The 19,690-nt window shown below is 70.0% G+C and carries 17 protein-coding genes and 2 tRNA genes; 8 read left to right on the top strand and 11 right to left on the bottom strand.

Annotation, left to right across the window (positions count from 1 at the left end):
- Positions 1–26 precede the first annotated feature (26 nt).
- From AB6A69_RS07725 to AB6A69_RS07695, 7 genes are all read right to left on the bottom strand, one after another.
- Positions 27–103, bottom strand: a tRNA-Pro gene (locus AB6A69_RS07725).
- A 71-nt stretch (positions 104–174) separates the two neighbouring features.
- The gene (locus AB6A69_RS07720) at positions 175–1,059 is read right to left on the bottom strand and encodes a MerR family transcriptional regulator (protein ID WP_371060333.1); all 885 of its coding nucleotides are present in this window, start codon (positions 1,057–1,059) and stop codon (positions 175–177) included.
- Positions 1,060–1,070: 11 nt separating this feature from the next.
- Positions 1,071–1,373, bottom strand: a complete 303-nt coding sequence (ihfA, locus tag AB6A69_RS07715) for an integration host factor subunit alpha (RefSeq protein WP_371037736.1) — start codon at positions 1,371–1,373, stop codon at positions 1,071–1,073.
- Between the two features lie 100 nt (positions 1,374–1,473).
- On the bottom strand, positions 1,474–2,445 hold the full coding sequence (locus tag AB6A69_RS07710) for a beta-ketoacyl-ACP synthase III (RefSeq protein ID WP_371060332.1): 972 nt from the start codon (positions 2,443–2,445) through the stop codon (positions 1,474–1,476).
- Positions 2,442–3,542, bottom strand: coding sequence for a phosphate acyltransferase PlsX (gene plsX / locus AB6A69_RS07705; protein WP_371060331.1), 1,101 nt, complete (start codon positions 3,540–3,542; stop codon positions 2,442–2,444). The genes AB6A69_RS07710 and plsX overlap by 4 nt, the downstream gene beginning before the upstream one ends.
- Before the next feature lie 22 nt (positions 3,543–3,564).
- A complete protein-coding gene (gene rpmF, locus AB6A69_RS07700; protein WP_371037733.1) occupies positions 3,565–3,771 on the bottom strand; it encodes a 50S ribosomal protein L32 in 207 nt (68 codons plus the stop codon).
- A gap of 192 nt (positions 3,772–3,963) precedes the next feature.
- Entirely contained in the window at positions 3,964–4,527 is a 564-nt protein-coding gene (locus AB6A69_RS07695; RefSeq protein WP_371060330.1) for a DUF177 domain-containing protein, read from the bottom strand.
- 88 nt (positions 4,528–4,615) lie between these two features.
- Here AB6A69_RS07695 and AB6A69_RS07690 point away from each other — a divergent pair, with 88 nt between their 5' ends.
- From AB6A69_RS07690 to AB6A69_RS07675, 4 genes are all read left to right on the top strand, one after another.
- The gene (locus AB6A69_RS07690; RefSeq protein ID WP_371054414.1) at positions 4,616–5,068 is read left to right on the top strand and encodes an outer membrane protein assembly factor BamE; all 453 of its coding nucleotides are present in this window, start codon (positions 4,616–4,618) and stop codon (positions 5,066–5,068) included.
- A 99-nt stretch (positions 5,069–5,167) separates the two neighbouring features.
- Positions 5,168–5,914: a GNAT family N-acetyltransferase gene (locus AB6A69_RS07685; RefSeq protein ID WP_371060329.1), complete on the top strand. Its 747-nt coding sequence runs from the start codon at positions 5,168–5,170 to the stop codon at positions 5,912–5,914.
- A gap of 44 nt (positions 5,915–5,958) precedes the next feature.
- Positions 5,959–7,788 carry an ABC-F family ATP-binding cassette domain-containing protein gene (locus tag AB6A69_RS07680; RefSeq protein WP_371060328.1) on the top strand — a complete coding sequence of 610 codons (1,830 nt, stop codon included), beginning with the start codon at positions 5,959–5,961 and terminating at the stop codon, positions 7,786–7,788.
- A 104-nt stretch (positions 7,789–7,892) separates the two neighbouring features.
- Positions 7,893–9,011 (top strand): acetoin utilization protein AcuC, encoded by a 1,119-nt coding sequence (locus tag AB6A69_RS07675; RefSeq protein ID WP_371037976.1) that lies wholly within the window; start codon positions 7,893–7,895, stop codon positions 9,009–9,011.
- 167 nt (positions 9,012–9,178) lie between these two features.
- On the opposite strand, the gene AB6A69_RS07670 is transcribed toward AB6A69_RS07675, so the two are convergent.
- The 3 genes from AB6A69_RS07670 to speB form a co-directional block, all read right to left on the bottom strand.
- Positions 9,179–9,252, bottom strand: a tRNA-Gly gene (locus AB6A69_RS07670).
- Between the two features lie 61 nt (positions 9,253–9,313).
- On the bottom strand, positions 9,314–11,359 hold the full coding sequence (locus AB6A69_RS07665) for an ASKHA domain-containing protein (RefSeq protein ID WP_371060327.1): 2,046 nt from the start codon (positions 11,357–11,359) through the stop codon (positions 9,314–9,316).
- A gap of 274 nt (positions 11,360–11,633) precedes the next feature.
- Positions 11,634–12,593, bottom strand: coding sequence for an agmatinase (gene speB, locus AB6A69_RS07660; protein WP_371060326.1), 960 nt, complete (start codon positions 12,591–12,593; stop codon positions 11,634–11,636).
- Positions 12,594–12,727: 134 nt separating this feature from the next.
- Here speB and guaB point away from each other — a divergent pair, with 134 nt between their 5' ends.
- From guaB to AB6A69_RS07645, 3 genes are all read left to right on the top strand, one after another.
- Positions 12,728–14,176: an IMP dehydrogenase gene (gene guaB / locus AB6A69_RS07655; RefSeq protein ID WP_371037726.1), complete on the top strand. Its 1,449-nt coding sequence runs from the start codon at positions 12,728–12,730 to the stop codon at positions 14,174–14,176.
- Between the two features lie 21 nt (positions 14,177–14,197).
- Positions 14,198–15,355, top strand: coding sequence for an RsmB/NOP family class I SAM-dependent RNA methyltransferase (locus tag AB6A69_RS07650; protein ID WP_371060325.1), 1,158 nt, complete (start codon positions 14,198–14,200; stop codon positions 15,353–15,355).
- A 108-nt stretch (positions 15,356–15,463) separates the two neighbouring features.
- Positions 15,464–17,770, top strand: coding sequence for an ATP-binding protein (locus AB6A69_RS07645; protein ID WP_371060324.1), 2,307 nt, complete (start codon positions 15,464–15,466; stop codon positions 17,768–17,770).
- A gap of 27 nt (positions 17,771–17,797) precedes the next feature.
- On the opposite strand, the gene AB6A69_RS07640 is transcribed toward AB6A69_RS07645, so the two are convergent.
- Positions 17,798–18,388: a gamma-glutamyl kinase gene (locus AB6A69_RS07640; RefSeq protein WP_371060323.1), complete on the bottom strand. Its 591-nt coding sequence runs from the start codon at positions 18,386–18,388 to the stop codon at positions 17,798–17,800.
- A 188-nt stretch (positions 18,389–18,576) separates the two neighbouring features.
- On the opposite strand from AB6A69_RS07640, the gene recA reads away from it, so the two are divergent.
- Entirely contained in the window at positions 18,577–19,653 is a 1,077-nt protein-coding gene (recA, locus tag AB6A69_RS07635) for a recombinase RecA (RefSeq protein ID WP_371060322.1), read from the top strand.
- Positions 19,654–19,690 lie beyond the last annotated feature (37 nt).

Genomic DNA, 19,690 nt, shown 5'->3' with positions numbered 1-19,690 from the left:
GGTTTTCCGGTTGCAAAGGGGGAAATTGGTCGGGCTAGCAGGACTTGAACCTGCGACCTTCCGTCCCCCAGACGGACGCGCTACCAGACTGCGCCATAGCCCGAACAGGGCGGTTTCATACCTGTTTCCTGCGCGAGAGCAAGGGTGAATTGCCACGGAGTCGCGATCCCGGGATCAGGGCCGGGCCGCATCGGCGCGGCGCTCGGCGAGAGTTCGCAACTCGGACGCGATCGCGGCCGCGGCCTCGGTTTGCGTGCCGGGCAGCCAATGAATCTTGGCGAGGCGGGACAGGAGGCCCGCTTCGGCGGGAAGCGCGTCGTCCGCCGGGTCGGGTGGCGTGGTTACGGCCCGTATCGCCGGTGACGCGTCGGCTGTTCCGGGCCCGTTCGCGAAAGGCGCGTCGCGCGCCGCCGGTGCATCGGTCCCGGTGGCCGTGGCGCGCGGGCGCAGGAAGGACGGAACGCCGCTGTCGCGCGGCGGCGGCGCAAGGGGCGGGTGCGTCGTGTCGCCGGGCGGCGGCGTGGCGCCCTGCGGCGCGGCCGCGGCGGAGGCCTCCTCTTCCTCCGCCACGGCCGCGGGCGCCGTCTCTTCCGCCTTGCGCGCCCGGGCGGGCACGTCGTCTGCCGCGTCGGTCGCCGGGGACGCCCTCGCGGTTTCCTCCTCCGGCGGGAAGAGCGGCAATTCCTCGGCGTCCTCCACCGGGCCGCGCGTGCGGCCCGCCCGCCGGGGCTGGAACGGCAGGACATGCACCTCTTCCGGCTCCCGCTCGGGCGCCTCGCCGGCCAGCGGCGGGGAAAAGCTCGTCACGTGCTTTACGCCCTGCTCGCGCAAGAGCTTCTGAACGCCCTTGATGGTCATGCCCTCGTCGTGCAGCAGGGTCTTGATGCCGCCGATCAGCGCCATGTCGGACGGGCGGTAATAGCGCCGCCCGCCGGCACGTTTCACCGGCTTCACCTGCGAGAACTTGCTTTCCCAGAACCGCAGCACGTGGGCCGGCGTTTCCAGCCACTCGGCCACCTCGCTGATCGTGCGGAACGCGTCGGGCGATTTGGTGGCCATCGGGGGCGTCCTCAGCGGCGGTTTCCGGCCGCCACGCGATCCTTCATAAGGTGCGAGGGCCGGAAGGTCAGTACCCGCCGCGGCAGGATCGGCACCTCCTCGCCGGTCTTGGGGTTCCGGCCGACCCGGGCGGCCTTGTCGCGCACCGAGAAGGTTCCGAAGGAAGAGATCTTCACCTGCTCACCCCGCACGAGCGCGTCGGACATGTGATCGAGCACGCTTTCGACGAGCTGGGCCGATTCGTTGCGCGACAACCCCACCTCGCGGAAGACGGCTTCGCTCAGATCCATTCGGGTGAGTGTGCGCTGGCTCATGCCGTCCCTCCAATCGTTAACGGATTGACCTTAGGGGCAGGAAAATTTCCGAGTCAATATCAACAGCTTGTGCGGCAGTGCAGAAGCGGCAGTCATCCGCCTACCAGCGCAGCACCACGGCACCCCATGCAAGGCCGCCTCCGATCGCCTCGGTGATGACGAGATCGCCCTCGCGGATCTGGCCCCGCTCGCGGCCCACGGAGAGGGCGAGGGGGATCGACGCGGCCGAGGTATTGCCGTGGTCCTGGACGGTGACGACCACGTTGTCCATCGGCAGCTGCATCTTCTTGGCGGTGCCCTGGATGATGCGGATGTTGGCCTGGTGCGGCACCACCCAGTCCACGTCCGAAGAGTTCACGCCCGCCTTGTCCATTGCCCGGTGCGCGGTGTCGGCCAGCTTTTCGATCGCGTGGCGAAAGACCTCCTTGCCGAGCATGCGCAGATGCCCCGTCCGACCGGTGGAGACGCCGCCATCGACGTGCAGGATCTCGCGGAAACGTCCGTCGGAATGCAGGTCGGATGCGAGGATCCCGCGGTCTTCCGGCTGGCCCGTGCCTTCCGCCGCCTCGAGCACGAGCGCGCCCGCCCCGTCTCCGAAAAGCACGCATGTCGACCGGTCTTCCCAGTCCATGAGCCGCGAGAAGGTCTCGGCCCCGATCACGAGGATGCGCCGGGCCTGCCCCGAGACGATGAGCGCGTTGGCGTTCGCAAGCGCGAACACGAACCCCGCGCAGACGGCCTGCACGTCGAAGGCGAAGCCCGTCGTCATGCCGAGTTCGGCCTGCACCATCGTGGCGGCGGAGGGGAAGGTGAAGTCCGCCGTCGAGGTGGCGACGATGATCGCGTCGATCTCGGAGGCGGCAAGGCCCGCATCCTCGAGCGCGGCGCGCGCGGCGCGGGCGGCAAGCTCGGAGGTGGTCTGCCCCTCGGCCGCGAAATGCCGGCGCTCGATCCCCGAGCGGGAGCGTATCCACTCGTCGCTCGTGTCGAGAAAGCTCTCGAACCAGGCATTCTCGACCACCCGTTCGGGCAGGTAGTGCCCGACGCCCCTGACGATCGCGCGTGTCGTCATCCGTGTGTTCCGTTCCTGTCCTGCGCGGGCTGGGCCGGCGCGGTCGGGCTGGCCGAGGCCACCCGCGCCGCGAGCCGGTCCGAGAAGCCCGATTGCGCCAGCTGGAAGGCCAGCTTCACCGCCGCCGACACGCCGGTCGCGTCGGCCGAACCGTGCGATTTCACCACCGTGCTGTTCAACCCCAGAAACACCCCGCCGTTGACGCGGCGTGGATCGATCCTCTTCTGCAGCCGCCGAAGCGACGTGTAGGCCAGAACCGACGCGATGCGCGACAGCGGCGAAAATCGGAACGCTTCGCGCAGCAGGTCGCCGATGAGGTGCGCGGTGCCTTCGCCGGTCTTGATCGCGACGTTGCCGGTGAACCCGTCCGTCACGATCACGTCCGCGCGCTTGCCGGGAATGTCACCGCCCTCCACGAAGCCAACGAACTCGAAACTGGCCGCTTGCGCGTTGGCGGCGATGAGTTCATGCGCTTCCCGGAGCTCGGAGCGACCCTTGTGCTCTTCTGTGCCCACGTTCAGCAGCCCGACCCGCGGGTGCGCGATCCCGAGCCCGTTGCGCGCGTAGGACGATCCCATCAACGCGTATTGCAGCAGATCGCGGGCATCGGCGCGGACATCCGCGCCCACGTCCAGCATCACGTTGAAGCCCTGCGGGTTCCGCGAGGGCCAGAGCACCGCGATGGCGGGCCGGTTGACGCCCTCGATCTTGCGCAGCCGCACCATCGAAAGCGCCATGAGCGCCCCGGTGTTGCCGCAGCTCACCGCCACGGAGGCCTCTCCGTCCCGGACGGCCTCTATGGTCGACCACATCGACGTGCCCTTGCCCTGGCGCATCACCTGGCTCGGTTTGTCCTGCATCCGCACGACCCCTCGGGCGTCGCGGATCTCGCAGATGTCGGAGAGCCGGCGCTTGGCGACGAGCCGCTCGAGCTCGTCCTTCGGGCCGTGCAGGATGAACCGGATGTCCGGGTTCTTGGTGGCCGACCTTGCAAGGCCCGCGACAACCGCCGCCGGCCCGCGGTCGCCGCCCATGGCGTCCACGCTGATGACCGTGGAGGAAGCGCCCCCGCGCCGATGATGCTCGCGTTCGCTCATCCGGGGGCCCGCGCAGTGTGCCTCAGGCGGCGTCCTCGTCCAGGTCGATCTCGTCCGCCATCACGACCACCTCGCGGTCGGCATAGTGGCCGCAGGACGCGCAGACGTGGTGCGGGCGCTTCAGCTCGCCGCAGTTCGGGCACTCGTTGGGATTCACCGCGACCAGCGCGTCGTGCGCGCGGCGGTTGTTGCGGCGCGACTTCGAAACTTTGTTCTGTTGAACGGCCATGACAGACCTCGGCTTTCTCTATGTGTCGGTCGGCGCGGTGGAAGCCCGCGCGGGGCGCGCGCAATTGGCGTGAGCCGGCGCTTAGCCGTGATCGCGCCCGGAGGGCAACCCCAAATCCGGATGAAGGCGCGAAAATACAGCGAATCCCGCGCCGCGCAAGGCATTTCTCGGGCCGCGCGAGCGGCGGTCCTTTCAGGAGTCGCGGCGCAGCTTGTCGCGCAGGCCCTGCAAGCCCGCGAAGGGTTTCAGCTCCTCGTCCGAAAGCGGCGCGACGCCGGGCGGCGCCGCCTGCGCCGTGCCGAGCTCCACGCCCTCGGCGCGGGGATAGTCCGGCAGCGAGAGGGCCAGCGCCTCCGTCATCACCGCCATCAGGTCCACGCGCTCCGGCAGGAGCTCGGAGGTGACGTCCTCGGGCATCTCCACCTCGGCCGCGGTTTCGGGCAGATCGAACCCGGCGAGATAGCGGCGCGTCACCGTGGTGTCGATTCGCGTTGCGACGGGCGCGAGCGTGACGACGCAGGGCTGCACCACCGTCGCGCCGAGCACGCCCTCGAGGTGCCAGTCGCTCCGGCCCTCCGGCGCGAGGGTGCCCGTGAAGCGCAGCTTGCGGATCGCGTCTATCCCGAGCGTCTCGGCGAGCGCCGCGCGTGTCCCGGCATCGGGTTCGAGCGCGAATGCGGTGGGCGCGTCCTGCGGCAGTTCTGCAAGGCGCAGGATCCGGGGCGACGGGTCTGACGGCCGGGAGGGGTCGGTCATGGGTGCGCGTGCTCCCCTGGCTTGAACGGCTTTTCATCCTTCGCTATGCGGGATAGAAGCCGTGGACAGGCAAGACAAGAGGGCCGCAATGAGGCTTAGGAGTTTCGGGCTGAGAGCCGCCCTCGCGATCGCGGTGCTGTCCGGCCTGTCCGCTTGCAGTGCACAGTATCGCACGCACGGCTATATTCCGCCACAGGAAGACCTCGACGCGATCGTCGTCGGCCTGGACACGCGCGACACGGTGTCCGAGACCATCGGCACGCCCAGCACCGCCGGCCTCACGGATGTGAGCGGCTTCTATTACGTCGAAAGCCGCGTCCGCCGCTTCGCGTGGCGCGCGCCCGAGGAAGTCAGCCGCGAGGTGCTCGCGATCAGCTTCGACGACACCGGAACGGTGCGCAACATCGAGCGCTTCGGCCTCGAGCAGGGGCGCGTGGTCACGCTCTCTCGCCGCGTCACCGAGACCGGCAGCAGCGTGGGCTTCCTGCGCCAGCTCCTGCGCCGCATCGGCGCGTTCTCGGCGGAAGATTTCATCGACTGACGCGCAGCGGCGCCCTTGCGTCACGCCGCCGTCATGCTTGTCTGTCAGGGACGGGCTTCGTAGCCTCTTCCTGCAGGTTACCGCGCACGGGGCCATACCATGATCGGGTTGAGCAAAGGGCGCTACCGCGCCCGGATCGCCGAAGGCGTCGAAGACCTGCGCGCCGCGCAACGCCTGCGCCATCTTGCCTTCGCGCGCCATCGTGCCGATGGTGGCGGCCTCGATGCGGACGACTTCGACGGGCGCTGCACGCACTTTCTCGTCGAGGAGGCGCGGGGGGGCAGGCTGGTCTGCTGTTTCCGCATCCTGCCGCTTCACGGCGGGTGCGAGATATCGCGCAGCTACTCCGCGCAGTTCTATGAGCTTTCGGCGCTCGAGGCGTATGAGGGGCGCCTTGCGGAAATGGGACGCTTCTGCATCCATCCCGACATCCAGGACCCGGACATCCTGCGCGTGGCCTGGGGGGCGCTGACGCGGTATGTCGACGATACGGGCGTGGATCTTCTGTTCGGCTGCGCCTCCTTCCCGGGCACCGACGCCGCACGCTACCTCGACGCCTTCGCCATGCTGAAGGAGCGGCACCTCGCACCGAAGCGCTGGCTGCCCAGGGTGAAGGCGCCCAACGTCTTCCGCTTCGCGCAGCGCCTCGCGCGGTGCAAGCCCGACACGCGCCAGGCCATGCTGCGGATGCCGCCGCTTCTCAGAAGCTACCTGCTGATGGGGGGATGGGTGAGCGACCACGCGGTCGTGGACGACCACATGAACACGCTGCACGTCTTCACAGGGCTCGAGATCGGCGCGATCCCGCCCGCGCGCAAGCGGCTTCTTCGCGCCGTCGCGCAGTAGCCATCCACGTTGACCTTCGCGCGCGCCGCGCTTAGCTGCGCGTCATGGTGAAGGCTCCGCTCCTGCAACTTTCGGGCATCTCCCTCGGTTTCGGGGGGGAGCCGCTCTTCGCGGATCTCGATCTCGTGGTGCATCCCGGCGACCGGCTCGCCCTCGTCGGGCGTAACGGGTCGGGAAAGTCGACGCTGCTGAAGGTCATGGCCGGCCTGGTGGAGCCCGATGCCGGTACGCGGGTCGTGCCGCCGGGCGTGAGTGTGGGCTACATGGAACAGGAGCCCGAGATGGCGGGGTTCGCCACGCTCGGCGACTTCGCCGCGGCCAGCCTGGAACCGGGAGAGGAGTACCGCGTGGAGCAGGCCGCCGAGGGCCTTGCTTTCGATCCCGCCCGCGAGGTCGCGGCCGCGTCGGGCGGAGAGCGGCGCCGCGCCGCGCTCGCGCGGCTGATGGCCGAGGATCCTGAGCTCATGCTTCTCGACGAGCCGACGAACCACCTCGACATCGCGGCGATCCGGTGGCTCGAGGCGCAGCTTTCGGCCACGCGCAAGGCCTTCGTCGTCATCAGCCACGACCGCGCCTTCCTCGATGCGCTGACGCGCGCGACGCTCTGGATCGACCGCGGGCAGGTGCGCCGGGCAGAGGTCGGCTTCGGCGGCTTCGAGGCCTGGCGCGACAAGGTCTGGGAGGAGGAGGACCAGGCGCGCCACAAGATGGACCGCAAGATCCGTGCCGAGGGGCGCTGGGCGGTGGAAGGCATCAGCGCGCGGCGCAAGCGCAACCAGGGCCGGCTGCGCGCGTTGAAATCCCTGCGCGAAGAGCGCGCGTCGATGATCCGCCGGCAGGGCGCGGCGGCCATGGCGCTCGAATCGGGGCCGGCCTCGGGGCGGCGCGTGATCGAGGCCGAAGGCATCGCGAAATCCTACGACGGCAAGACCATCCTCAGCGACTTCTCGCTTCGCATCCTGCGCGGCGACCGGGTGGCGTTCGTGGGTCCGAACGGCGTGGGCAAGACGACGCTTCTGAAGATGCTCATGGGCGAGGTGCCGCCGGATCGGGGGCGTGTCCGGCACGGCACGAACCTCGTGCCGGCCATCTTCGACCAGGCGCGGGCGCGGCTCGACTGGGACGCCTCGCTCTGGGAGAACCTGACCGGCGATCCCGAGATGCGGGTGTCGGGACAGGCCGACCAGATCATCGTGCGCGGTCAGCCGCGCCACGTCGTGGGCTATCTCAAGGATTTCCTGTTCGACGAGCGGCAGGCGCGCGCGCCGGTCCGTGCGCTGTCGGGGGGCGAGCGCGCGCGGCTTCTGCTGGCCAGGCTCATGGCGCGGGAATCGAACCTGCTCGTGCTCGACGAGCCGACGAACGACCTCGACGTGGAGACGCTCGATCTCTTGCAGGAACTGCTCGACGCCTATGACGGCACGGTTCTGGTCGTCAGCCACGACCGGGATTTCCTCGACCGCGTGGCGACGGTGACGGTCGCGATGGAAGGCGACGGCCACGCCACCGTCTATGCCGGGGGCTGGTCGGACTACCTGTCCCAGCGCGGCGGGGATCCCTTCGCGCCCGAGGGGGGCGGCCAGAAGGCGAAGGGCAAACCGAAGAAGTCCGGCGGGAAGCCTCAGGAGGGTGGCGCGGCCGCCGCGGCGAAGCTGTCCTTCACCCAGAAGCACCGGCTGGAGTCGCTGCCCGACGAGATCGCGCGACTCGAGGCCGAGATCGGCAGGCTGGAGGGGCTTCTCTCCGACCCCGAGCTTTACGCGCGCGATCCGGTCAAGTTCGCCAAGGCGACAGAGGCGCTCGCCACGCGGCAGGAAAAGCTTTCCGCGGCCGAGGAGGAATGGCTGGAGCTTGCGGAGAAGGCCGAAGGGTAGGGGCCCTTCCCCGCCGCGTGCCCGCGCCGCGCGCCACCGGACGCTCCGCCCTGCGATGGCGGGCCGCGCTCGCCGCGGCCGGCGCGGACGCTAGAATGCCCGGTATGGACATGCCCCTCTTCATAGGTTCGGAAATCTACCGCGGCTCGAGCTACGGGCCGGATCACCCCCTGCGGGTGCCCCGCGTGCCCACCGTCACCGACCTGGCGCGCCGGCTGGGCTGGATCGCGCCCGGACAGTTCCGGCAGAGCCCGCGCGCCCGGCCCGCGGCGCTCGCTGCCTTCCACACGCCCGCCTATATCGCCGCACTCGCCCGCGCCGAGGAAACCCAGTCGGTCGATGCGGCGACCCGCGCGCGTCACGGGCTCGGCACCCCGTCCAATCCGGTCTTCCCCGAAATGTTCCGGCGGCCGGCCACCGCCGCGGGCGGCTCGCTCCTCGCGGCGGAACTTGTGGCGGGCGGCGGAGTCGTCCACAATCCCGGCGGGGGCACGCATCACGGCATGGCGGATCGGGCTGCCGGGTTCTGCTACCTCAACGACCCGGTGCTGGCTCTGACGCGTCTGCGCACGCTGGGCCTCGGGCGGCTCGCCTATGTGGACATCGACGCCCACCATGCCGACGGGGTGGAGGCGGCATTCGCGGGCGCCGAGGGCATGTTGCTCGTGTCCACCCACGAGGAGCGGCGCTGGCCTTTCACCGGCGCGCTCGCGGATCACGCGGGCGGTGTCGCCCTCAACCTGCCATTGCCGCGCGGCGCCCATGACGGCGATGCCGCGCGGGCGCTCGACGAACTGATTCTGCCCGCCGTCGCGCGGCACCGGCCCGACGCGATCGTGCTGCAATGCGGCGCGGACGCGGTGACGGAGGATCCGCTGTCGCGCCTCGCCTGGTCCAACAACGCGCATCTGGCCGCCGTGCGCGCGCTTCGCCCGCTCGCGCCGCGGCTGATCGTGCTCGGGGGCGGCGGCTACAACCCCTGGTCGGTCGGGCGCGCCTGGACCAGTGTCTGGGCCACGCTCGCGGGCCACGAGATCCCCGAGCGTTTGCCGCCTGCGGCCGAAGAGGTGCTTCGCGGGCTGCGCTGGACGCACCGGCTGGGCCGCAACCCGCCGGAGCACTGGTTCACCACGCTTCGAGACGCGCCGCGCGAGGGCCCGCCCACGCCCGGCGTGGCCGAGCGGATCGCGGCGCTGCGCACGCGGCTGCGCGCCGAGGTCTGAGGCGCGCGCGGCGATGCCTGCGACGGCCGCGCCCCATCCGGTCATTGCGCGAACGGAGGGCCAAAGACCCGCTGCACACCCTTGGCGCGCGGGGGTCGCCGACGCGGCATGTCTTGGCACGCGGGCCCGATTTCCGTGATGTCTCGGGAAGGATCCGGGGCCGGCCTTGGAGCGGGTAGCGGGAATCGAACCCGCGCGTTCAGCTTGGGAAGCTGACAGGCTACCATTACATCATACCCGCCCGGCCCAGCGCCGTTATCTAGCAGCGTGCCCCGCGGCCGGTCAAGGCCCCGTGCGGGGCGTCAGGCCCGCCGGCGCCGTCGCCGGCGCCCGCCGTCGTCCTCCCCGCCGCCCGTGTTGAAACTGACCTGCGGCAGCGGCACGATGCGAGAGAGTTCCGGAAACGGATCGGTTGCGTGCGGAATGGCGTTGGCGGCCACGAAATGCTCCTGGAAGCGGGGCTCGATCGCGGTCTCCACCTTGGTGATGCGCCGCACCGTGCGCTCGATCTCGGCCCGCGCGCCGATGTTGCAAAGCGCGATGCGCGCCCCGGTGCCGGCGGCGTTACCGGCGGAGGTCACCTTGTCGAGCGGCACGTCGGGGATCATGCCGAGCACCATGGCGTGCTTGGGGGAGATGTGCGCGCCGAAGGCCCCGGCGAGCACCACGCGGTCCACCTTGTCCACGCCGCGCTCGTCCATGAGCAGGCGCGCGCCCGCGTAAAGCGCCGATTTGGCAAGCTGGATGGCGCGGATGTCGCCCTGGGTGACCGCGATGCGCGGCCCGCCCTCGGCGGTGGCGTCGTGGACGAGATAGGCGTGGGTCCGCCCCTCCGCGAAGCAGCGCGCCGTGCCGGTCTGCGCAGCCGAGCCGATGAGCCCGCCCGCGTCCATGATCCCGGCCATGCGCAGTTCCGCCACCGCCTCGATGATGCCCGAGCCGCAGATGCCGGTGATCCCCGTCTCGGCGATGGCGTCGGCGAAGCCGTCCTCGTCGGACCAGAGATCGCAGCCGATGACGCGGAAGCGCGGCTCCTTCGTCTCGGGGTCGATGCGGATCGCCTCGATGGCCCCCGGCGCGGCGCGCTGGCCCGAACTGATCTGCGCGCCCTCGAAGGCCGGGCCGGTGGGCGAGGAGCAGGCCAGCACCCGCGAGCGGTCGCCGAGCAGGATCTCGGCGTTCGTGCCCACATCCACGATGAGCGCCAAGTCATCTGATTTGCCGGGTTCTTCGGAAAGAGCCACAGCGGCCGCATCGGCCCCCACATGCCCGGCGATGCAGGGCAGGATGTAGCTGCGCGCGCGCGGGTTGATGGCGCAGAGACCGAGATCGCGCGCGTCCATCGCGATCGAATCCGAGGTCGCCAGCGCAAAGGGCGCCTGGCCGAGCTCCACCGGGTCGATGCCGAGCAAAAGGTGGTGCATCACCGGGTTGCAGACGAAGACCGTCTCCACGATGAGCGCGGGGTCGATCTCCGCCTCGCGGGCGATCTCGACGGCGAGCGCGTCAATGGCCTCCCGCACCGCGCGGGTCATCTCGGCCGCGCCGTTCTCGTTCATCATGGCGTAGCTCACCCGGCTCATCAGGTCCTCGCCGAAGCGGATCTGCGGGTTCATGATCCCCGAGGACGCCTTGACCTCGCCGGTGTCGAGGTCGGTGAGATGCGCGGCGATGGTCGTGGAGCCGAGATCTATGGCGAGGCCGTAAAGCCCGCCCTCGTGCAGGCCCGGCCAGACCTCCAGGATGCGCGGAACCGCCTCCTTGTGGGATTTGTGCAAGGCCACGGTGATCTGCCAGCCGCCTTTCCGCAGAACGGGTTGCAATTTCGCAAGCAGGGTCGGGTCCGCGGCGATCTCCTCCACGTCCCATTGCGCCTTGAGGGCGCGCGCCACGCGCTCCAGGTCGCCGGTCGGCTCGTGCATGTCGGGCTCGTCCACCACGACGAGGTGAAGCCGCGTGGCCGGGTCCATCTCGATCGCGCGCACGGCGGCGGACTTGCGCACGATCTGCCGATGGACCTGGCTTTCGGCCGGCACGTCGATCACCACGTCGCCCAGGATCTGTGCCTGGCATCCCAGGCGCCGGCCCGGCTTCAGCCCGCGCTTGCTGTCGTAACGCGCCTCGACCGCGTTCCACTCCGAAAGCGCGCCCTCGCGCACCGTGACGCCGTGCTTGGAGAATTCGCCGTAGGAGGGCGTCACCTGGCACTTGGAACAGATGCCCCGCCCGCCGCAGACAGAGTCGAGATCGACGCCGAGCTGGCGCGCCGCGGTCAGGACGGGCGTGCCCGCCGGAAAGCGCCCCCGCTTGCCCGAAGGCGTGAAGACGACGAGGGGATCGGTACTCATGCTGTGTGGACCTCGCTCATTTCGATGCGCCGCCCGAACATAGGACGTCGAAGGCCGCGTGTCGGCCCGCAACCGGCAGAATCTTGCATGGCCGCGTCATCTTTCGATCCGCGGCCGGGGCTGACGCGCCACGCCGCGCCCGGGGCGGCCGGCCCCCGGAGGCCGGTCCCGATGGCGATCCCCGCGCGCCCGCGCGCCGTGTCCGTTCCCCCGGACGGCGCGAAACGCGAGCGACGCGGGACGGGGCCGTGCCGCCCCGCCCGCGGTCCTCGTCTCAGCGCGCGCCGCGAGCGTGGAAGATGAAGCCGAGAAAGTTCAGGAGAAGCTGTGCGGCGAGGATCTGGGTGGAGCCCGTCGGGTCGTAGTCGGGCGCGACCTCGACGAGGTCGAGGCCCGCAACCTCGTGACGCCGCGCGACCTCCTGAAGAAGCTCCAGCACCTCGTAGTAGAGAAAGCCGCCATGGCTGGGCGTGCCGGTCCCGGGCGCGATCGAGGGGCAGAAGGCGTCGATGTCGATCGTGACGTAGATCCGCGCGCCTTCGGGCAGCCTTTCGGCCAGCGCCTTGGCGCCGAGGCGGCGCGCCTGCCGGACCGACAGGATGTCCGAGCCCATGCGGCGGGCATCCTCGTAGCCCTCGCGCGCGGTGGAGCTCACGTTGCGGATGCCGATCTGCGTCAGTCCGGTGACATGCGCCTGCTCGGCGGCGCGGCGCATCGGGTTGCCGTGGCCGTGGCGCACGCCGTGGCGCTCGTCCACGAAATCGAGATGCGCGTCGATCTGGAGGACGTGGATGTCGCCGCGCCCCGCGAAGGCGCGGATGCATGGGATGTTCACCGAGTGATCGCCGCCGATCACCACCGGCAGCGCGCCCGCGTCGAGGATCGCGCGCACGCCCGCCTCGATGTTGGCGTGGCTCTTCTCGGTGTCGGTATGGACGATATCGGCGTCGCCGATATCCGCGATGCGCACAGAGGCGGGCAGGTAGGTCGCGTCGTCCTCGTGGTCGTAGGCGCCGGCGTGGCCGAAGCTGAAAAGCGTGGAGGCGTCGCGCACCGCCCTCGGCCCGAACCGCGCCCCCGCGCGCCACTGGGTGCCTGCATCGAAGGGCGCGCCTAAAATCGCGGCGTCGGCCGCGATCGCGCCCCAGTCGGTCTGGATCTCGCGCTTGCCGAAGCTCGCGATACCGGTGAAGGGCAGGTCGAGCCGCCCCGTCTCGTAACCATGTCCGGCCATTCGGACCCCCGTTCCACGTCACCCGGAGCCTGCCGCCCGACCGGCGGCCCGTCCAGCCGGAATCGGTCTTTCGCCTCCCCGCCATCCATGCAATAGGGAAGCGCCAAACGATCCCAGCCGAGGACAGGACGGACATGGAGATTCGCGAGGCCCTTACCTTCGACGACGTGCTGCTTGTACCGGGCGCCTCTTCGGTGCTGCCGGGCGAGGCGAGCACGGCCACCCATGTCACGAAGGCGATCGCGCTCAACATCCCGCTGCTCAGCTCGGCGATGGACACGGTGACCGAAAGCCAGATGGCGATCACCATGGCCCAGGCGGGCGGCATGGGCGTCATCCACCGCAACCTCGACGTGGAGGTGCAGGCGCGGGAGGTGCGTCGCGTGAAGCGCTTCGAGTCCGGCATCGTCTACAACCCGATCACCCTGCGCCCCGACCAGACGCTCGCCGATGCGAAGGCGCTGCAGGAACGTTACCGCGTCACCGGCTTTCCCGTCGTGGACGAGCGGGGCCATGTCGTCGGCATCGTCACCAACCGCGACATGCGCTTCGCCACCGACGACGACACGCCCGTGCGGGTGATGATGACCTCAGAGAACCTCGCCATCCTGCGGGAGCCCGCGGACCGCGAGGAGGCCAAGAGCCTCATGAAGGCGCGGCGGATCGAGAAGCTGCTGGTGACAGACGCGTCGGGCAGGCTGACCGGCCTTCTGACGCTCAAGGACACCGAGCAGGCGGTCCTGAACCCCACGGCCTGCAAAGACGGGCTGGGCCGGCTGCGCTGCGCGGCGGCCACCACGGTGGGCGATGCGGGTTTCGAGCGGTCCGAGGCGTTGATCGACGCGGGCTGCGACCTGATCGTGATCGACACCGCCCACGGCCATTCCGCCGCCGTCGCCGAAGCGGTCACGCGGGTCAAGCGGCTGTCGAACGAGGTGCAGGTGGTCGCGGGCAACGTCGCGACCGCCGAGGCCACCCGCGCCCTCATCGACGCGGGCGCGGATGCGGTAAAGGTGGGCATCGGGCCCGGCTCGATCTGCACGACGCGCGTGGTCGCCGGCGTTGGCATGCCGCAGTTCACCGCCGTGATGGACTGCGCCGCCGCGGCGGGCGACGTGCCGGTGATCGCCGATGGCGGCATAAAGTTCTCGGGCGATCTCGCCAAGGCGATCGCGGCCGGGGCGTCCTGCGCGATGGTGGGCTCGATCCTCGCGGGCACCGACGAAAGCCCGGGCGAGGTGATCCTCTACCAGGGCCGGAGCTTTAAGTCGTATCGCGGGATGGGAAGCCTTGGGGCCATGGCGCACGGCTCCGCCGACCGGTATTTCCAGAAGGACGCGGCGTCGGACAAGCTGGTGCCCGAGGGCATCGAGGGGCAGGTGCCCTACAAGGGCCCGGCCTCCTCGGTGGTCTACCAGCTCGTGGGCGGGCTGCGCGCGGCGATGGGCTACACCGGCTGCGGCACGGTGCCCGAGATGCGCCGCGGCTGCCGGTTCGTGCGGATCACGGGCGCGGGGCTCAAGGAAAGCCACGTGCACGACGTGCAGATCACCCGCGAAAGCCCGAACTACCGCCTTGGCTGAGCGCAGGCGCGGGGGCGGCGCGTGACGCCCGCGGCGCGGGTCGCGGCCGCCGCCGAGGTCCTCGACGAGATCCTCGCCGGCGCCCCGGCCGAGCCGGCGCTTTCGGGCTGGGCGCGGCGCTCGCGCTTCGCCGGATCGAAGGATCGCCGGGCGCTTCGCGATCTCGTCTTCGACGCGCTGCGCAGGCGGCGGTCCTATGCCGCGCGGGGCGGGGCGGACACCGGGCGCGGGCTGATGCTGGGACGGTTGCGGGACGCGGGCGAGGATCCGGACAGCGTCTTCACGGGTGTCGGCCACGCGCCGCCTCCCCTGTCGGAGGCCGAGCGAACCGCCGGCAACCCGCCCGAGGGGGCGGCCGCGCGCGATTTGCCCGATTGGCTCTGGGACCGGTTCGAGGCCTCGCTCGGGACGGACGCGGATGGCGCGGCGCGCGCGCTTCGCGACCGGGCGCCGGTGCATCTGCGCGTGAACCTGTTGCGGACGGACCGCGCGGGCGCCGTGGCCGCGCTCGCCGGAGAGGGGATTTGCGCGCGCCCCGTCGAGACCGTCGAGACCGCCCTCGAGGTCACGGAAGGCGCGCGTCTTGTCGCGCGCAGCCGGGCCTATCTCGACGGGCTGGTGGAGCTTCAGGACGCGGCCAGCCAGGCCGTGGTCGCGCGGCTTGCGCCGCGCGCGGGGGGCCGGGTGCTCGATTACTGCGCCGGAGGCGGGGGGAAGACGCTGGCGCTCGCCGCGCTGGCGCGGGCGCCGGTCTGGGCGCATGACGCGCATCCGCGGCGCATGCGCGATCTGCCTGCGCGTGCGGCGCGCGCGCAGGCAGATGTCAGGATCGTGGACGATCCTGCGGCCGAGGGCCCTTTCGATATCGTGCTCTGCGATGCGCCATGTTCCGGAAGCGGGTCCTGGCGGCGCGATCCCGAGGCCAAGTGGCGGCTCGATCCCGAAGGTCTTGCCGGGCTCGAGGCTCTGCAGGCCCGCATCCTCGAGACCGCGGCCCAATTCGTGGCGCCGGGCGGACGGCTGGCCTATGCGACCTGTTCGGTCCTCGAGGGCGAGAACCGCGCACAGGTGGAGGCGTTTCTTGCCCGAAACCCCGGTTGGGTGCGGACCGATTGCCACCTGTGGTTGCCGGGCCCAAGCGGCGATGGTTTCTTTCTCGCGGTATTGACGGCCCAGTGAGGCCGCGCATTATGCAACTCAGAGGTGTCTTCGTCCGGCGTTAAGTCGCGCTTAAGCATCGCCGGACGTAATGGCCCGTGGCTCGAATCGAAAAGGTGCCCCGACCCGGTGTCCGAAACGATGCTCTCTCTCGCGACGTCTCCGCGTGCCGACTGGCAGATGTCGCGCCGCTTCTGGCTGCTCCCGTTCATCGGCATCTTGATGGTCGCCGCGGGCGCGATGGCTCCGTCGCCCGCCTTCGCCGCCGGAGCCTTCGCCGCGGGGGCGACGCTTCTGGTGCTGTCGGCGATCATCCGCGCGGCGGAAACCTGGTCGGCGCGCCGCCGGCGCCGCAACTTCGCCGCGATCGCGGAGTTCGTCCGGCACGACGCGGTGCCGTGCCTTCTGTCCGACGAGGCCGGGGCGCTCTGCCTCTGGAACGCCGCGGCGGAACGAATCTACAACGCAGAGGCGCACGAGACGCTGGCAGGTGCGCTCCGCAGCACGCTGGCCAGCCCCTCGGCCGTGCTCGGCCGGCTGTCGCTCAAGGCGCAGGCTGCGGGTGCTGCGCGCGAGGACGTGGTGACCCGCAAGGGCAATCTGCGGCTCTCGGCGCAACGGATCGGCCCGGGGGCGCTGCTGTGGCGGGTCGAAAGTTTCGGGGACCGCGCCGCCGCGGCGGGCGGCGGCGACACGCTCGGCATTCCGCGGCTCACCGCCGGGCGCGGCGGCGCGATCCTGTTCATGAACGACGCGGCGCGGCGTCTGCTCGGCGCGCGGGTGAAATCGCTGAGCCAGATCTTCGACGCGCCGCCCGTGTCGGGAGAGGTGGCCCGGGTCGCTGCCGCCGAGGGCTCCCTGGATTGCCTCGTGGCCGAGGGCGAGGGCGGTGGCGGCCGCCGCGATCTCTATCTGTTTCCCGCGCCCGCGCGGACGGACCCCGTGCCGGCCTCCGACCGGGAGACGATCGACAGGCTGCCCGTCGCGCTGCTGAAGCTTGGCGCCGACGGGCGGGTTCTCGCCGCCAACGGCGATGCGCAAAGGCTTCTGGGCAACGACCCCGAGCCCGGCACGCGGCTCGCCGACCTGATGGAGGGGCTGGGCCGCCCCCTGGACACCTGGCTGGAGGAAGCGGCGAGGGGCGTGGTGCGCTCGGAATTCCTGCGGCTGACGCGGCGCGACCAGGAGGTGTTCGTGCAGGTCACGCTGAGCGCGATCACGGAGCGCGGGGCGTCCGCGCTGCTGGCTGTCCTGCACGACGCGACGGAGCTCAAATCGCTGGAGGCGCAGTTCGTGCAAAGCCAGAAGATGCAGGCGATCGGGCAGCTCGCCGGCGGGGTGGCGCACGACTTCAACAATCTGCTGACCGCGATCTCGGGGCACTGCGATCTGTTGTTGCTGCGCCGCGACCAGGGCGATCCCGACTACGGGGATCTTGTCCAGATCCACCAGAACGCGAACCGCGCCGCGGCGCTGGTGGGTCAGCTTCTCGCCTTCTCGCGCAAGCAGACGCTTCGGCCGGAACGGCTCGACCTGCGCGACACGCTGGCGGATCTTACCCATCTGCTGAACCGACTGGTGGGCGAACGCGTGTCGCTCACGCTGGTGCATGATCCCGATCTGCCGCCGATCCGCGCCGACAAGCGCCAGCTCGAGCAGGTGCTGATGAACCTCGTTGTGAACGCGCGCGATGCCATGCCGCGTGGCGGGGAGATCCGGATCGAAACGCAGCGCCTCCACCTCGCCGACCCCTGGCGGCGCGACCGCGCCGAGGTGCCGCCGGGTGATTACGTCGCGGTCAGGGTCGCGGATGAGGGCGTCGGCATTCCGCCGGACAAGATCGGCAAGGTGTTCGAGCCCTTCTACACCACCAAGCGGACCGGGGAGGGCACGGGGCTCGGCCTTTCCACGGTCTACGGCATCGTCAAGCAGACCGGCGGCTTCGTCTTCGTGGACAGCGGCCCCGGGGAGGGTGCGACGTTCACGCTGCTTTTTCCCGCCCCGGCCGATGCGGCCGAGGCCAGCCCGCGGGACGGCGCCGCGCCCGAGGCCGGGCGCGCCCTGGCACACCGCGAGGCGGTCGTGCTGCTGGTCGAGGACGAGGTGCCCGTGCGGGCCTTCGCGTCGCGTGCGCTCAGGCTGCGGGGACATACCGTGCTGGAGGCCGGATCGGCGGAGGAGGCGCTCGAAACGCTGCGCGGGAGCGACCTCGACGTCGATGTCTTCGTGACCGACGTGGTGATGCCGGGACGCGACGGGCCGAGCTGGGTGCGCGAGGCGCTGCGCGATCATCCCGGCATTCGGGTGGTGTTCGTTTCGGGCTACGCCGAGGAAAGCTTCGGTCGCGAGAGCACAGACATCCCGAACGCGGTGTTTCTCCCGAAGCCTTTCTCGCTCGATGAGCTTACCGAAACCGTGCAGCGCCAGCTGCACTGACCCGGGGCGGCCACCGTTTCCGGGCACTCACCGGCTTCCCTCCCAAAGCGCGTAATCCTCCGCGCAGACCTCCCGCAACGCCGCGCGCGTTGTTGGCGCAAGCTCGAGCGGCGCCTCGGGCGACACATTGCGCCGGGCCGGCGCCGGCCGGACGCCCAAGCGCGCCTCGAGGAAATCCAGCAGCGATCCGGGCGCCTCGTAGCGAAAGACATGATCGGCTGCCGTGCCATTGCGCCGCGGCGCGAGAAATGCCGACTGGCTGCCGACCCGCGCCCAGGCGGGCTGCGGCTCCGAAAGGTAGCCCTGGACGAACGCGTCGAAGCCGAGCTGTTCGGTGGAGACGGGCTTGCCCCGCGTGAAGGGCCGCCGCCGGTAGCGATACCAGCTCCCGAGCCAGCTTTCCGGTTCGCGCACGACCGCGATGGTCTCCATCTCGCCCGCGAACTTTTCCAGCATCGGCCTGAAGAAGCGGTTGTAGCGCCAGATCGGCGCGTGCTTGAGCTCGGGCGGGTCGCGCACAACGAGGCTCGCATGGGGGGCGAGGGCCTCCGCGTAGGCGGTCGTACCGGTCTTGGGCACGGCGAGAAACACCAGACCCTGCTTCGCGAAAACCAGCATGGCGCGCGTCCGACCTCCCCTGTCCTGCACGGTTAAACTACTTCTTAACCGTGGTGCGGGAAAGTACGGGCAAGAGGGATTTTACTTGAAATGTTCGCTTTTTGGTCTCACAAGGGAAGCGAGAACACAAAGTGAACGAAGGCAATCATTGCCGCTCGGCGCGGCGCGTGAAATAAGGACGAAACCCAATGGCAACGGCAGGCCTTCTCTCCATGGACAGCAAGAAAAGCGCGGACAAGCAGAAGGCGCTCGACAGCGCGCTCGCCCAGATCGAGCGCCAGTTCGGCAAGGGCTCGATCATGAAGCTCGGCGCCGACAACCCGGTGAAGGATATCGAGGCCACCTCGACCGGATCGCTCGGGCTCGACATCGCGCTCGGGATCGGCGGCCTGCCCAAGGGGCGCATCATCGAGATCTACGGCCCGGAAAGCTCCGGCAAGACGACGCTGACGCTGCATTGCGTCGCGGAGGAACAGAAGACGGGCGGCGTCTGCGCCTTCGTGGACGCGGAACACGCGCTCGATCCGCAATATGCCCGCAAGCTCGGCGTCGACCTCGACGAGTTGCTGATCAGCCAGCCCGACACCGGCGAGCAGGCGCTCGAGATCACCGATACGCTGGTACGCTCCGGCGCCGTCAGCATGGTGGTGGTCGATTCGGTGGCCGCCCTCACGCCCAAGAGCGAACTCGAGGGCGACATGGGCGATTCGTCCGTGGGCGTGCAGGCCCGCCTCATGAGCCAGGCCATGCGCAAGCTGACGGGCTCCATCTCGCGGTCGAAATGCATGGTGATCTTCATCAACCAGATCCGCATGAAGATCGGCGTGATGTTCGGCTCCCCCGAGACGACGACGGGCGGCAACGCGCTGAAGTTCTACTCCTCCGTCCGCCTGGACATCCGCCGGATCGGCTCGATCAAGGACCGCGACGAGGTCGTGGGCAACGCCACGCGCGTGAAAGTGGTCAAGAACAAAGTCGCGCCGCCGTTCAAGCAGGTGGAGTTCGACATCATGTACGGCGAGGGCATCTCCAAGACCGGAGAGCTTCTCGATCTCGGCGTGAAGGCCGGGGTGGTGGAGAAATCCGGCAGCTGGTTCAGCTACGGCGACGAGCGCATCGGCCAGGGCCGCGAGAACGCCAAGACCTATCTGAAAGAGAACACGGCCGTCGCGCTCGAGATCGAGGACAAGATCCGCGCCGCCCACGGGCTCGATTTCCATATGGCCGAGGGCGGCGACGGCGACGGCGAGGTGATGGAAGGCTGAGGGCCTTCCTTCCGGACCCGGAAAGCGGTCGGCGCGG

Origin of the sequence: Rhodosalinus sp. 5P4 (assembly GCF_041365695.1) — a bacterium.
Lineage (GTDB): Bacteria > Pseudomonadota > Alphaproteobacteria > Rhodobacterales > Rhodobacteraceae > Rhodosalinus.
Note: the sequence above shows the minus strand (reverse complement) of the source record. Positions and strands in the feature narration are given on the sequence as shown.

Bases quoted from the DNA above. Each gene is read 5' to 3' on its own strand.
- guaB (WP_371037726.1), top strand. From the start codon at position 12,728: ATGGAGATTCGCGAGGCCCTTACCTTCGACGACGTGCTGCTTGTACCG.
- recA (WP_371060322.1), top strand. From the start codon at position 18,577: ATGGCAACGGCAGGCCTTCTCTCCATGGACAGCAAGAAAAGCGCGGAC.
- plsX (WP_371060331.1), bottom strand. From the start codon at position 3,542: ATGAGCGAACGCGAGCATCATCGGCGCGGGGGCGCTTCCTCCACGGTC.
- AB6A69_RS07695 (WP_371060330.1), bottom strand. From the start codon at position 4,527: ATGACCGACCCCTCCCGGCCGTCAGACCCGTCGCCCCGGATCCTGCGC.
- AB6A69_RS07640 (WP_371060323.1), bottom strand. From the start codon at position 18,388: ATGCTGGTTTTCGCGAAGCAGGGTCTGGTGTTTCTCGCCGTGCCCAAG.
- rpmF (WP_371037733.1), bottom strand. From the start codon at position 3,771: ATGGCCGTTCAACAGAACAAAGTTTCGAAGTCGCGCCGCAACAACCGC.
- AB6A69_RS07675 (WP_371037976.1), top strand. From the start codon at position 7,893: ATGGACATGCCCCTCTTCATAGGTTCGGAAATCTACCGCGGCTCGAGC.
- AB6A69_RS07690 (WP_371054414.1), top strand. From the start codon at position 4,616: ATGAGGCTTAGGAGTTTCGGGCTGAGAGCCGCCCTCGCGATCGCGGTG.
- AB6A69_RS07685 (WP_371060329.1), top strand. From the start codon at position 5,168: ATGATCGGGTTGAGCAAAGGGCGCTACCGCGCCCGGATCGCCGAAGGC.
- AB6A69_RS07710 (WP_371060332.1), bottom strand. From the start codon at position 2,445: ATGACGACACGCGCGATCGTCAGGGGCGTCGGGCACTACCTGCCCGAA.
- AB6A69_RS07680 (WP_371060328.1), top strand. From the start codon at position 5,959: ATGGTGAAGGCTCCGCTCCTGCAACTTTCGGGCATCTCCCTCGGTTTC.
- AB6A69_RS07665 (WP_371060327.1), bottom strand. From the start codon at position 11,359: ATGAGTACCGATCCCCTCGTCGTCTTCACGCCTTCGGGCAAGCGGGGG.
- ihfA (WP_371037736.1), bottom strand. From the start codon at position 1,373: ATGAGCCAGCGCACACTCACCCGAATGGATCTGAGCGAAGCCGTCTTC.
- speB (WP_371060326.1), bottom strand. From the start codon at position 12,593: ATGGCCGGACATGGTTACGAGACGGGGCGGCTCGACCTGCCCTTCACC.
- AB6A69_RS07720 (WP_371060333.1), bottom strand. From the start codon at position 1,059: ATGGCCACCAAATCGCCCGACGCGTTCCGCACGATCAGCGAGGTGGCC.